This is a genomic window from Sphingobacterium sp. UBA6645 (assembly GCF_002455685.1).
Classification (GTDB): Bacteria; Bacteroidota; Bacteroidia; order Sphingobacteriales; family Sphingobacteriaceae; genus Sphingobacterium; species Sphingobacterium hotanense.
Genome location: NZ_DKLH01000056.1, coordinates 15,229 through 29,383, shown reverse-complemented (window position 1 = coordinate 29,383; position 14,155 = coordinate 15,229). Strand labels below are relative to the sequence as shown.

10 protein-coding genes are annotated in these 14,155 nt (G+C 39.6%); 7 read left to right on the top strand and 3 right to left on the bottom strand.

Going from position 1 to position 14,155, the window contains the following annotated elements:
- The first annotated feature begins 176 nt into the window (after positions 1-176).
- A complete protein-coding gene (locus B2400_RS11115; protein ID WP_349681682.1) occupies positions 177-1,766 on the top strand; it encodes a Na+/H+ antiporter in 1,590 nt (529 codons plus the stop codon).
- Between the two features lie 474 nt (positions 1,767-2,240).
- Here the strand turns inward: B2400_RS11115 and B2400_RS11110 are convergent, their stop codons facing one another.
- Positions 2,241-2,903 carry a helix-turn-helix domain-containing protein gene (locus B2400_RS11110; RefSeq protein ID WP_149525974.1) on the bottom strand — a complete coding sequence of 221 codons (663 nt, stop codon included), beginning with the start codon at positions 2,901-2,903 and terminating at the stop codon, positions 2,241-2,243.
- Positions 2,904-2,994: 91 nt separating this feature from the next.
- Here B2400_RS11110 and B2400_RS11105 point away from each other — a divergent pair, with 91 nt between their 5' ends.
- The 6 genes from B2400_RS11105 to B2400_RS11080 are packed head-to-tail and all read left to right on the top strand — an operon-like array spanning position 2,995 to position 11,965.
- Complete coding sequence (locus tag B2400_RS11105; RefSeq protein ID WP_149525973.1) at positions 2,995-3,384, top strand: YbjN domain-containing protein; 390 nt, start codon at positions 2,995-2,997, stop codon at positions 3,382-3,384.
- 5 nt (positions 3,385-3,389) lie between these two features.
- Positions 3,390-4,079: a PspA/IM30 family protein gene (locus tag B2400_RS11100; RefSeq protein WP_149525972.1), complete on the top strand. Its 690-nt coding sequence runs from the start codon at positions 3,390-3,392 to the stop codon at positions 4,077-4,079.
- Between the two features lie 4 nt (positions 4,080-4,083).
- Entirely contained in the window at positions 4,084-4,275 is a 192-nt protein-coding gene (locus B2400_RS11095) for a DUF4177 domain-containing protein (RefSeq protein ID WP_149525971.1), read from the top strand.
- A 9-nt stretch (positions 4,276-4,284) separates the two neighbouring features.
- Positions 4,285-4,977: an OB-fold-containig protein gene (locus B2400_RS11090; protein ID WP_286651106.1), complete on the top strand. Its 693-nt coding sequence runs from the start codon at positions 4,285-4,287 to the stop codon at positions 4,975-4,977.
- A gap of 20 nt (positions 4,978-4,997) precedes the next feature.
- Entirely contained in the window at positions 4,998-7,112 is a 2,115-nt protein-coding gene (locus B2400_RS11085; protein WP_149525969.1) for a flotillin family protein, read from the top strand.
- A 29-nt stretch (positions 7,113-7,141) separates the two neighbouring features.
- Complete coding sequence (locus B2400_RS11080; protein WP_293933355.1) at positions 7,142-11,965, top strand: DNA repair ATPase; 4,824 nt, start codon at positions 7,142-7,144, stop codon at positions 11,963-11,965.
- Between the two features lie 238 nt (positions 11,966-12,203).
- Here the strand turns inward: B2400_RS11080 and B2400_RS11075 are convergent, their stop codons facing one another.
- A complete protein-coding gene (locus B2400_RS11075; protein ID WP_286651108.1) occupies positions 12,204-13,445 on the bottom strand; it encodes a sulfate adenylyltransferase subunit 1 in 1,242 nt (413 codons plus the stop codon).
- A gap of 21 nt (positions 13,446-13,466) precedes the next feature.
- Positions 13,467-14,155: sulfate adenylyltransferase subunit CysD (cysD, locus tag B2400_RS11070; RefSeq protein ID WP_293933352.1), on the bottom strand; the 689-nt coding region annotated here is incomplete at its 5' end.

Here is a 14,155-nt window from a genome sequence, read left to right as displayed (position 1 = left end):
TTCCTCAAAATGGAGACTACATCACACAAATATTTTTCCCTATCTAAATGTGGATGTCAGCATCTAACCACAAACGAAATAAGTTTGCTATTCGACTAGCCACGTTAGCTAAAAATATAACAGATAATAACGTATTTAGTGTCCCTATTTTTGAAAAAAACTATCACACTAACTACATGATGCATACGCTGCTACCTTTTGTTTTGGTCCTTATCCTATTAACCGTATTCTTGACGATATGGGCTAATAAGCTGAAGATCGCCTATCCGATTTTATTGGTCGTTGCAGGTTTAACAATAAGTTTTATTCCGGGCCTCCCCATTATCAAAATCGATCCGGACTTGATATTTTTTATTTTTCTGCCTCCCTTGTTATTTGAAGCGGCCTGGGGCGTGTCTTTCAAAGAAATGAAGAAATGGTGGCGCATTATCGGAAGTTTTGCGTTTTTGGTCGTTTTCTTTACTGCGCTTCTAGTTGCCATCGTTACAAACCATATAATCCCGGGCTTTAGCATTGCCTTAGGTTTTGTTCTCGGTGGAATCGTGTCACCGCCTGACGCGGTAAGCACGGGAGCAATTACCAAGTTTGTTAAGATTCCCAAATCCACACAAGCCATTCTTGAGGGCGAGAGTTTGCTTAATGATGCTTCATCCTTGATTATTTTTCGATTCGCGTTGGTAGCTGTCGGCACGGGTCAATTCATCTGGCAGGAAGCTGCTGTTGATTTCCTTTGGATGCTATTTGGTGGCGTAGGTATTGGTTTGTTAATAGCATTGATTTTCATGTGGATACATAAGCGTTTATCAACTGATGCTCCATCTGATATCGCACTGACGTTGATCGAACCATATTTTATGTATTGGATTGCCGAGCAAGTGCATTGCTCAGGTGTTCTAGCTGTTGTCGCCGGAGGGTTATTTCTTTCTTCGAAACGACTTAGCTATTTATCCAGTAGCAGTCGAATCAAGGGATACAGTGTCTGGGAGAGCTTCGTATTCCTATTGAACGGCATGGTGTTCTTACTTATCGGGCTTGAACTTCCTGAAATTGTGGCTGGAATGCGTTCGAATGGTCTGCCATTATCAACAGCGATTGGGTATGTTGTTTTAGTTACGATCGTATTGATCGCTGCTCGTATATTATCGGCTTATGCTGCTATGTTAGCAACCATTATTTTTCGTCCGCAAGTTGCTCACCAGCAACAATTCTCAAAACGGCGCTGGACAACACCCTTATTAATGGGGTGGACCGGAATGAGGGGGGTGGTGTCGCTAGCGGCGGCTCTTGCTATCCCGCTGACCCTTCCCAATGGAGAAGCTTTTCCTTATAGAAATTTGATTCTCTTTATCACGTTTGTCGCTATTCTTTTAACCCTTGTCATACAAGGCTTAACATTGCCTTACCTAATTGAAAAGACTAAGCTTTTTGTAGGACTGGAGAATGAAGGTGAATTGGAAAGAAATACGCGGTTAAAAATGAAAACCGGCCTTAAGCAACACGTTTATGCTTTTGTAAAGGAAAAGTATGAGCAACAATATCTTGGTCATGCAGGAATGGAAAGGATATTAAAACATTGGGAGGATCAATCGAAAGTACAAGACAGTTCTTGGATGGATGAGACCAGTAGGGAGATTCTATTGGATATCTTCGCCGAACAGCGCGCATATCTGACTACCCTAAATAAAGAAGCCGAGTTTGACGAGGATATTATCAGACAGCAGATTTATCAAATTGATCTGGAGGAGGAGCGGTTGAAGTATGTGTAGATTAGATTTTAGATGTTAGATGTGAGATGTTAGAATATGGTCTAAGGATTGGGATGAGTGATAATCTATTGACTTCTTTTTCTCTGCCTTTACAGGCCCATAGCATAACCCTTTTCAAGTGGGGTTGATTGGGTTTTAAAAGGGTTATGAAAGGGCTTTACAAGGGGTTTAAGTAGAAGGAGGGTTAAGGGGATTAGTATCTTGTCGTTGAACGAGGAAAGGAAGGGTGGAAGGATATTTTGTCTTTGAACCAGGAAAGGAAGGATTTGAGGATGAACAGGATCCTGTCAATCCTTGCATCCTTCCTTTCCTGGTTCAAAACAAACTTTCCTTTCTTTCCTGGTTCAAGACAAACGTCATACAAAGAAACGTCTCCTTAAAATTGGGACGTAAGTCTAATTACTAAAAAGAAGAGCGTAGTCAGGCTAGCCCGCTACGCTCTAATGTCTTATATCTAATATCTAACGTCTAATTTTACGCAATTTTCTCATACTTTCCGTGTAGTTTCCAGAAGCAGCCCATATCTTCTACAGAGAAGCTTTGTTTTTTCCAGTCGTTGAGCAGTAAATCTATTTGTTTGTTTTTAACCTCATAGGTTCCGAAAAAATAGTCGCTGCCTTTTATATAGAAGCCAAAGTGCTTATCTAAGGTATGTAGAATATCGAGTTGTAGTTTTTCGAAAAATAAGATGCTGTTTTCTTCGAATGGAAAAGCTGCAGGATGATGAATCAGGCCGTTGTGTTCAATCGCAATAACTTGATTCTTTGTGGTTATTGGGAAATAAAACATTGGCAGATCATCAATGCTGATTTTATTATCGCTGGACTGTTGTATAGTCTCCCGGTTTAAAAAATGGACAGGGTCCATGTTTTTTATAGCAAGCTGCGCGGAATCTTCGGTAAAATGGTCTTCAAAATTCAGAATCTCATTTACGGTAAGTTTCTTTTCTAATAGGTGTGCGACGGGTATGCTAAAATATTTTGCAATCTGCAGAATCACGGAGACCTTCGGTTCTGCGCGAAATTCTTCGTAGGACGAAATATTGCCTCTCGTAAGGTTAAATAGCTCTCCAAAGGCTTGTTGACTTAAACCTTTAACACTACGTAATTTTTTAATATTCGTTCCGATTTGGGTCATTATCAAAAATATTAAATTTTTATTGCAAAATAATTTTGCATTATTTATCTTTATGCAAACATTATTAGCAAATATATAAAAATATTAGCCAATGCCATTTAACAAAGTTGAAAAATACTTATTAGACCTAGGGTTTACCGTTACATCAAAGAATAGAGAGGAGGGTTTTTTCGTCGTTGAAAGTGAAGCGGAAGGGATCAAGAATTTAATTATTGGAGTTACAGCACCAATAATCATTTTCGAACAGTATCTATTTTCTTTGAAGCGAGATAACCTTGACGTCTTTAAATCCTTGCTGAAAAAGAATCGGGATATCATTCATGGTGCTTTTGCATTGACTGAGGACGGACGCCGCGTGATTTTTAGGTACACTTTACAATCACACAACCTAGATCAAAATGAGTTCGATGCAGCGATTAATTCGCTATCGCTGTTAATGAGTGAGTATTATGCACAATTGATTGAGTTTTCAAAACAGTAGTGAAGATGAACATATTTAAGAGATTATTAAAAATAGGGCAGTCAGAAATACATTCTTTGGTTGAAAAAATGGAAGATCCTATCGCTCTGACACAAGAGGTTATCAACGACATGAAAGGACAGCTTCTAGCGACCGAAGAGATGTATATTTCAGCGCGAGCTGTTGTTATTCGCCTAGAACATTCGATTGACGATAGAAAAGCGGAAGCTATAGTTTACGAGGAGAAAGCCGAGAAAGTACTATTGATGGCTCAGAACAAAGAACTGAGTAAAGAAAAGGCGGAAAGTTTGGCAATTGAAGCACTTCGCTTGCAGAAGCAGCTTTTAGATGAATCCGAGGATTTCAAAGAACAGGCTTTGATGCATAAAAAGAAGGTCGAGGAAATTGAAGAGAAAATCGATGTACTGAAATTTAATATTGGAAAATGGAAAAAAGAACTAGATTCGCTTATTGCTAAGAAGCAAATTAATAGCGCCACTGAATTTGCTAACCGTCAGATGGCCAATATCGACAATAACAGTACCGTTGACATGTTGAAGAAGCTTCGCTCGTCTGAACAAGAGGATGAGGCTTATGCTGAGGCGATAAATGAGCTCGCAAAGTTGAAGATGAATCAAGACATTGATTATGCTTTGGAATCGGGCGATTCAGTTAAAAAAGATTTAGAAAACCTTAAAAAGAAATTAGGATTATAAAACGATGAAAAGGTTCGAATACAAAACAATTAAAATTGAACCTAAGGGGTTCTGGGGTTCCAATTTAGACGCAACAGAAATCGATAAGATTCTGAATGAATTGGGACAGCAAGGTTGGGAACTTGTTTCCATGCAAGATTTATCGGTCAGCGGAAGTTCCTGGAGTTTTCACTACACATTTAAAAGAGAACATTAAACGTTCATTATGACAGAGATCTGGAACATATTATTTAATCCGCTACCCAATGCAATAATGACTTTGTTAACAGGAATGTCCCTTGTTTACTGGTTATTTACTATGCTGCTTGGGGATGGTTTCGAGATGGGAACTGACGCTGATATACAATTTGAAGGTGCCGATGTGCAAGATGTAGATATGGATGCGGATACGCAGGCTGATTTGGAGACCGAACAACATGTTGAACCCTCATTTTTTTCGAAAGCTATGGATTTTATATATGTAGGTAAAGCGCCTATGATGGTCCTCGTCACGTTATTTAAGTTTATTAGTTGGATCGTAACGATTGCTTCGTCGCTCGTTTTGAACCTAGCGGCTTTCGGGTGGAAGTCTGTACTGATATTGATACCGGTATTTATTCTGAGTTTCTTTCTATTACATTATGTTGCCATCCCATTCGTTAAGCTTTATAAGAATGTCGGCTATGCTGGGGAAGAGGCGCATGAGTTTATAGGTCGCTTGGGCAAAATGCGTTCAACGATTCAGGGTGAACAGCTAGGGGCAATAGAAGTCGTTATCAACTTAGATGTTATCCGACTGAATGTCAAGAGTAAGGATGGCTCTTTGTTAAGTTATGGTGACGATGTAATCGTGACGAATCAAGACCCAAACAAGAAGTTTTATATAGTGCAAAAAGATATCAATTTAAACAATATTTAACCAAATCAATACTTTAATATATGAGCAACACACTGTTATTTTTGGAGGGTATCACCGGCGTAGTCCTTATCGCTATAGGTGCTATCGTATTTATCATCTTTGCGTTCTTCGTCGTGCTAAGCATGTTCTACAAGAAGATTCCGCAAGGCAAAGCAATTGTACGTTCGGGCGTTGGTGGAACAAAAGTAGCTTTCAACAAAGGGATGTATGTGATTCCTGTTTTCCATAAAATGGAGATTATGGACATCTCGGTTAAGAAAATTGAAATTAATCGTATGCAGGGCGATGGCTTGATCTGTAAGGATAATATCCGTGCAGACATCAAAGTCGCATTCTTCGTACGCGTAAATAAATCTGTTGACGACGTCATCAACGTTGCTCAGAACTTAGGCTGTGACCGAGCTTCTGATCCTGAAACGTTAAAAAGTATTTTCGAGGCAAAGTTTTCGGAAGCACTGAAGACTGTAGGAAAGAAATTTGATTTCACTGAATTGTATGAGGCGCGTCGTGAATTCCGCGATGAGATTTTAAATATCATCGGTACAGATTTGAATGGTTATATTTTGGATGACTGTGCGATTGATTACTTGGAGCAGACGGAGCTTAAGTTCCTGAGCACAGAGAATATATTGGATTCAGAGGGTATCAAGAAGATCACGGAATTGACGGCGAAGCAAAATATGAATGCTAACCTAATTCGCCGCGAAGAGGAGAAAGTGATCAAGAAGCAGAACGTTGAAGCGAGAGAAGCGATTCTGGAGCTGGAGCGACAATTGGCTGAGAAGGAGGAAAGACAGCGCCGCGAGGTAGATAATATTAAAGCGCGCGAAGAGGCTGAGATTGTGAAGGTACGTGAGGAAGAACGCTTAAAGGCTGAAACTGTTCGTATCTCTACGGAAGAATCATTGGCAATTCAGGAGGAGAATAAGCTTCGTCAGATCATAATTGCAGAGAAGAGCAAACTTCGTACGGATGCTGTGGAGACAGAACGTGTAGAAAAAGATAGAGCATTGGAAGCAACAGAGCGCGAGCGTATTGTTGCTTTAGCACAGATTGATAAGCAACGTTCCATTGAATCGGAGCAAAAAAGCATACAAGGCGTTATCAAAGAGCGCGTTCAATTGGAGAAAGGTGTTATTGAAGAGCAACAAGCGGTTCGCGATATTGAAGTGTTCCGTGAGGTTGAGCGTAAGAAGCAGGCTGGCGTTATTGCTGCATCTCAAGAAGCAGAAGAGCGTTTGATTGCAACTGTGAAAGCGGCTGAAGCAGCGAAGATCGCTGCTGAACAAGAAGCAGAAAAAAAGGTTATTGACGCAGAGGCTGCGCGCAAGATTGCTGAAAAGAAAGCGCAAGAGCTCTTGATTGAAGCGGAAGCTAAGAAAGAGGCTTCGGCGAAAGAAGCGGAGGCTCGTAAGATTATTGCCGAGGCCCAAGCGAAAGAAGAAGCGGCAATCGGCTTGTCTGAAGCTGAAGTAATGGTTGCGAAGGCTGAAGCACAGGAGATTCAAGGTAGCAAGGAAGCGGCAGTGATCGAGAAAAAAGCAGAAGCAATGCGCAAGGAAGGTCTTGCAGAAGCGGAAGTTGTTCGTGAGAAAGCTTTAGCGGAGGCTAAGGGTATCGAAGAGAAAGCGGCGGCCATGAAACAATTGGATGGCGTTGGAAAAGAGCACGAAGAGTTCAAACTGCAATTGCAGAAAGAGCGCGATATAGATTTAGCTCATATCAATATACAGAAGGATATTGCTACAGCGCAATCTGCTGTATTGTCTGAAGCATTGAAATCGGCGAAGATTGACATTGTTGGTGGTGAAACAATGTTCTTTGAGAATATTGTACGCCAGGTGTCTAACAGTAAAGGGTTTGATCACTTGATCAATAACTCTACTCATGCAACAGCGATCAAGGATGCACTATTGGGAGGAGAGGGGAATGGCGATTTAGCGGCAAAAGTGAGAAGCCTAGCTGACAAATACGGTATTTCTTCGAACGATATTAAAAACCTAACGGTCTCTGCAGCATTGATTAAATTACAACAGGCTGCGACGGCATCCGATGATGAGGAGGATACAGGTTTTATCAATTCACTGATCGGCATGGCAAAAAACTTAGGATTGTCTAACAAGAAATTAGGATAGTATTTGTTTAAGAAGGAAAACGAATAAGGATGACAGAAAATAAAGAGTCTTTAGACGCTGCAGCATACGATATCATTCAGAAGCGATTACAGGCGCAAAAAGATGACTTAACGAAGCGTTTGCAAGAATTAAATACCGCCCGCAAGGAGGTGTTTAATTCTACAAACTTCGTGCTGAAAGCGAATCAGCGTATTACAACGGAGAATAGCTGTGTCGCTCGCGGAATTATTGCGTTGGATAATGTCTGTATCTTTGGATATAACGTGCATATCGGACTCCGTACGGAAATTAAGTTAGAAGATGTATTTAGTGTTTTCCTATATGAAGAAGGACAATTTGTCCCACAATCGTTGGACCTGATTAAAGATCCTAACTTCATTACCGATTACCAGAACCTTTATAAGTATTACCGCGATTCTATCTTTTCGAAATTCCGTCGAACGGAGAATTACTTGTATATGATTTTTCAGACAAGTAAGAATCCGGAGGATCTAAAAGCTTTTAAGTGGTTGATCAAAGATGGAAAGCTTTATTATGAAAACGATAGAAGCATTCATGAGGTAAAAACTCCTGCCCAATTTGAGTTTGAATGGACAAAAACAGGGCTTGAGGATAGACGCTTAGGAAAATTCCCCCACATCTCTATCTTAGATAAAGTCTTTATTGAGGCGCTTCATGGCGACATCACTTTTAAAATTGAGAACAACACAGATTCTGGACAGGGAATTTATTCAGAGAAAGTTTCCAATACGGATCAACAGCTGGACGATGCTGAATACTACTTTGCGGATTTAGGAAACTTAATCGCCATACGCATAAAGCCTTATCAGGAGGATTTTAGAGCCTATATCTTCAATCAGCGAACGAAGGAAGTTGTTAATCTGAAGTCTTTGAATGAGTCGGCAGTGCTTCTTCCAGACAACCAGGGTGTCATTTTCTCAAACGGCTATTATCTACAGAATGGTACTTCGAAGATATTCGATAATACGCTTTCCAATGTCACATTCTTAAAGAAATTGCAGTCGCCAAACGGCGAAGATTATCTTTACGTCTATACACAGACATCTTCGAATACCTACATCTTGATGTCATACAACATCATTCAGCAGACGGTTGAAACACCGATTATCTGCAATGGCTTTACGATCTTCAAGAATGGCAATCTGATTTACTTTAGAACGGAAGCAGAGGCGACGCGACATCACCAAGTTCAGATTTGGGATACGCCTTATATGGCGGTACTGAAAGAAAACGAGGAACGAAAAGATGATCCGCTTTTTAAGGTTGGGAATAAACAGATTGTGCAAGCCATGGCTGAAGCACAGGAAATTATACAGCTGATAGGGAAGGAGGATAGTTATGAAGGGCTTTATGAGGATATTCTCCAAAAATCCAGAGCCTTACAGGATAGCTACTTTTGGATTAACGATACTTCTCTAAAAGCATTAGGAGCTCCTCTTGGCCAGATCGAACAGATCGCCAACACAGCGATTGATGAATTTGTGAAGGTCCAAGCACAGCGAAAGCATGCTGTTGAATTGTTAGAGCTAAGTAAAAAGCATCTTAGCGAACTTGAGTTTAGCATTAATAGCACGGTTGTAGAACATCTGGATCAGCTTGTTCATCAGTTATCTGACACCCGCAGATTGCAGGGTGAGCTCATTGATATTAAGAATGTTCGATACATTGATGTTGAAGAAGTTGATAAGCTGCTCCTTAAAATTGAAGAAATCAATAAGAGTCTATCTGAGAAAACAGTTAATTACTTGCTTCAAGATGATGCTCTTACTGTATATGAGGAGAAGGTCATTGATCAAAAGCGTAACGTAGAAGGGATTGAGAAAGTCTTTGATGCAAAACCAATAGAAGAGAATATCGTAGAAATTTCATCAGCGCTTGAGCTATTGATTGATATTTTAAACAGCCTAAAAATAAGTGATGCGACGCAGACAACGAAAATCGTTGAGAAGATATCTTTGATATTTGCTTCGTTGAATGAGATCAGAGCTCAATTAACGCGGAAAATAGCCTCATTGAAAAGCACAGAGGCAGTCGCGGAATTCTCTGCGCAATTGACTCTTCTAGAACAGTCGGTTGCAAATTACTTGGAATTATCGACGACGGAACTTAAAGTTGATGAGTATTACACCAAAATAATCGTTCAACTGGAAGAGCTGGAGAGTAAATTCTCAGAGTTCGATGAATTTGTCCTGAAGATCGCTGATAAGCGTGATGAAGTAATAAAGGCATTCAATTCCCGCCGAGAACAGCTGGTCGAACAAGTCAATAAACGAAGTTCCTCATTAGAGCAGATTGGACTTCGGGTGTTAAAGAATATCGAAAATAAGTCTAAGACATTTAACTCGCGAGAGGATATTCAGAGCTTTTATGCTTCTGATTTAATGATAGACAAGATTCGGCAGCTCGTTGCTGAATTAAAAGATCTTTCAGATGTTTCTAAAGCTGAGAATCTGGAGAACCTTTTAAAAAAATCGCAAGAAGATGCGCTAAGAATTCTGAGAGATAAAACGGAGCTTTATGTTGATGGCGATAATATTATCGCTCTCGGTAAGCATAAGTTTACAGTCAATAAGCAACCGCTGAGTCTTACACTTATTCGACGAAATAATGAATTATACTATCATCTGACAGGTACTAGTTTCTTTCAGAAGGTTAAAAGTTCAGAGATATTAGCATATCAGGACATTTGGGAACAAGAACTGGTTTCAGAAAATAATGAGGTTTATCGAGCGGAATACTTAGCTTATCAAACTTTACTGGCCTCTCGTGGACAATCGAATTTCAATGCGGAGCAATTTATTAATCAGACGGTAGAGCAGAATTACACCGAAAATTATATTAAAGGAGTTCATAATGTTGATGCATTAGCGATATACCTCTGCCTTGCAGAGATTGACAATAAGCTTGACTTGTTGCGATTTGATTCCCAAACGAGAGCTATCGCTCAGCTGTTTTGGCATGAATTGGAAGTGGATACGCGGGATAAGTTAGCGGCTTTAGTTCAAGCGACAGCCGCTGTTATGCGGACATTTCCCAATTCCAAAAGGAGCGAGGAAGTTATTAAGCAAATCAGCAAATCATTTCATCAATGGCCATCATCATTGCATCTTGAGGGCGTGAGTCCATCAAATATTTCCAACTATATTTTCCAAACCTTTTCGAAGTATAAGCGATTTACACTAAGTGAGACTGCTGATCATTTTCGTCAAGAATTCTTAAGATTACTCGAAAAGAAAAAAGTCTTGAAGGATTATGAACAGGATATCAATCAAGAACGTTTTAAGAACGAAGATCGCTATTTGTTGATTACGAATTGGTTATATGGATATGTAGAGCAAGAAGAGAAAGCAGAAGATTATGGAAGATATATTGAAGAAACCGCTGCAGCTTTACTCTTTCCTAAAGATGATTATGAGTTGATCTTTGCCAATGATCGACTGAATGTCGATGATTTAAAGGGAAATCACCCTAGTATAACTGAAGGGCGTATTGATGTTCAATACCATTCTTTTATTGCTAAATTAAAGGATTTCGTGGAGAATAAGATTCCTCGCTTCCAGTCCTTTACTAAACTGAAAGAAGAACTTAATAAAAACTATGTAAAAGAGTTAAAAGTCAATGAATTAGAACCAAAAGTATTGACTTCTTTTGTGCGAAATAAGTTGATAAATGAGGTTTATTTTCCATTGATTGGCAGTAATTTAGCAAAACAGATAGGGGAGGCTGGAGACAATAAAAGGACGGCTCGGATGGGGATGTTGTTATTGATTTCTCCTCCAGGATATGGAAAGACGACCTTGATGGAATACCTAGCCAAAACCATTGGATTTCACTTCGTCAAAATCGATGGACCGACGATTGGGCATTCGATTACATCGATCGATCCATCAGAAGCTAAGACATCTGGAGAACGCGAAGAATTGAAGAAGATCAACTTAGCATTTGAGATGTCTGATAATGTTATGCTTTATCTAGATGATATACAGCATTTAAACGCCGAATTTTTACAGAAATTCATTTCTTTGGCTGACGGTCAGCGAAAAATCGACGGTATTTTTGATGGCGAAAGCAAGACATATGACCTTAGAGGAAAGCGTTTCTGCGTAATTATGGCGGGAAATCCATATACTGAAAGCGGTTCTAAATTTAAAATTCCAGACATGCTCACCAATAGAGCTGATGTCTATAATCTTGGGGATGTGATAGGAGATACCGAACATCTTTTCAATCTGAGTCTGATTGAAAATGCAGCAATTGAAAATGTACATCTTGAGAAGATAGCAAGTAAATCATTTAATGATTTCTATGCGCTAATTGATTATGTAACAACAGGAACAGATCAGTTACCAACACTAGAAGGCAACTATCAAAAACAGGAAATTGACGACTGTATCGCTGTATTGAAGCATATCTTGAAGATTAGAAATATCGTCGTGAAGGTGAATGAAAATTATATACAAAGCGCTGCTATACAAGATAATTACCGCACAGAACCTGCATTTAAACTTCAAGGTTCTTATCGAAATATGAACAAGCTCGTAGCTCAGGTGGTGCCGATGATGAATGATCAAGAAATTCAGCAATTAATTATGTTGCATTATGAAAATGAGTCTCAGACCTTGACAGCTGATACGGAAAGCAACATGTTGAAGCTAAAGGAACTTGCAGGACTAATGTCTGATCAAGAGAAAGCCCGCTGGGAAGAAATAAAAACAATCTTCAGAAAAAATAACAAGCATAACGGCTTAGCAAAAGATGATATGATGTTTGCGCAGCTGTTAGAATTCAATGAAAACCTAGAAGGAATTATTAAGGCAATTCGTGGGAATTAGTAATTAAAAACATCTGGGCAGTAAGTTTTGTGTGTACTGCTCAGATTTCATAATTTGTTAAAACGTGTTATTGTTTTGTCTGCTTTATAATACGTAAGTTTATAGTGTTAAACGACAATATAAACCTGGATATCGCCAAAGACCTTACTTTATTATTTCATTATATTATTGTATCATAATTTATATTATGTTAAATAGTAGTATGCAAGGAAGCTTCTGATAAAGCCCCCTGCCATTATTATGCAGATTGTATAATCGCTGCAGCGACAGTAATATTCGTTCGTGGATCAATTATAATCGCTCTTGCGTTCTCTGGAAAATCTTCCTGTCTATCAAAAACTATATCTTCAGCAGATCTAATCTGTACACGTCCGATATCATTCAAACGAATTGATTCATTATAAATCTGATCTTGCGTATGAACGTCGTATTTAAATAAAATCTCAGGAATTTTAATTTTAGTGACTTTTGCGTGTGTTTGCAACAAATAAACTTGGTTTGTATCCAGTTCTTTGTTTTCAAACCATGAGATATTTGCTTCTACGTTTCTTTCTGTTAGAGATGGATTAGCTGCACTCACAATCATATCACCACGGGAAATATCAACGTCATCGCTCAAATGGATGATTACTGAGGCCCCATTTTGAGCTTCATCCAGCTTTTCCTCGTTAAATTCGATTGCAGCGACTCTAGAGCGGCTTCCGCTCGGAAGAATGATCACCTCCTCTCCTGTTTTTAACCCCTCTCCTAATACCCTACCGGCATAGCCCCTATAGTCATGTAAATCAGCACTTTGAGGACGAACAACCCATTGTACGGGAAATCTCCAGCCTTTATTTTCCTTTGTTTCTATATTAACCTCTTCTAGATATTCTAATAATGAAGGTCCTGTGTACCAATTCATTCTAGTAGAACGATTAACAATATTATCTCCTTTTAAAGCGGAAACCGGAATAAAATCAACATCATCTAATTTAAGCTTCGCTGCAAGCTGCAAGTAATCATTCTTGATATTTTCGTAGACTGCCAACTCGTAGTCCATCATATCCATTTTGTTCACACAAACGAGTACTTTCTTTAAGCCTAATAACTTCGCTAAAAAGGAATGTCTCTTAGTCTGTTCGATTACACCTTTTCTAGCGTCGATCAGGATGATTATTAAGTCGGAATTACTAGCGCCAGTAACCATATTCCGTGTGTACTGTATATGTCCGGGTGCATCGGCGATAATGAATTTACGTTTCTCCGTTTGGAAATATTTATACGCTACATCAATCGTAATACCTTGCTCGCGCTCTGCTTTTAGGCCATCCGTTAGAATTGCTAAATCCACAGTACCATCATCGTTTTTGCGATTAGCTTTCTGTATTGCCTCCAACTGATCATCTAAAATCGAATTGGTATCATATAAAAGCCGTCCGATCAGCGTGCTTTTGCCGTCGTCTACAGATCCGGCGGTAATAAATTTTATAATGTTCATCTGTTGTCTTCGTTTAATTGATTAAAAATAGCCTTGTTTCTTGCGTTCCTCCATTGCAGCTTCCGACACCTTATCATCCATACGAGCACCACGCTCGCTGACCGTAGAAGCTTTAATCTCAGCAATGATGTCATCTAGTTCCACGGCGATAGAGTCTACTGCAGCTGTACAGGTCATATCGCCTACCGTTCTAAATCTCACTGATTTATGCTCGACGATATCTTGATCATCAATTTGTAAAACTGGATCTGCAGCCATCCATTGTCCATTCCGAAAAACAACATCACGCTCATGGCTAAAGTAAATCGACGGCAAGGCAATATTCTCACGTTTAATGTAATTCCAAACATCTAGTTCAGTCCAGTTAGAAATCGGGAATACTCGGACATTCTCGCCGCGTTGGATCTTGCCGTTAAATATGTTCCAAAGCTCAGGACGCTGCCTTTTCGGATCCCATTGCCCAAATTCGTCCCGAACGGAAAAGATACGCTCTTTCGCTCTCGCTTTTTCTTCGTCTCGACGCGCTCCGCCAATACAAGCATCAAAACCATATTGCTCTATGGTATCTAATAATGTCACTGTCTGTAGGGCATTCCGGCTAGCATTTTTACCACGTTGCTCCACAACCTTTCCAGCATCAATGCTATCCTGAACGTGTCCTACGATCAGTTTTTCACCAATCTGCTCCACCAGCCAATCTCTATACTCTA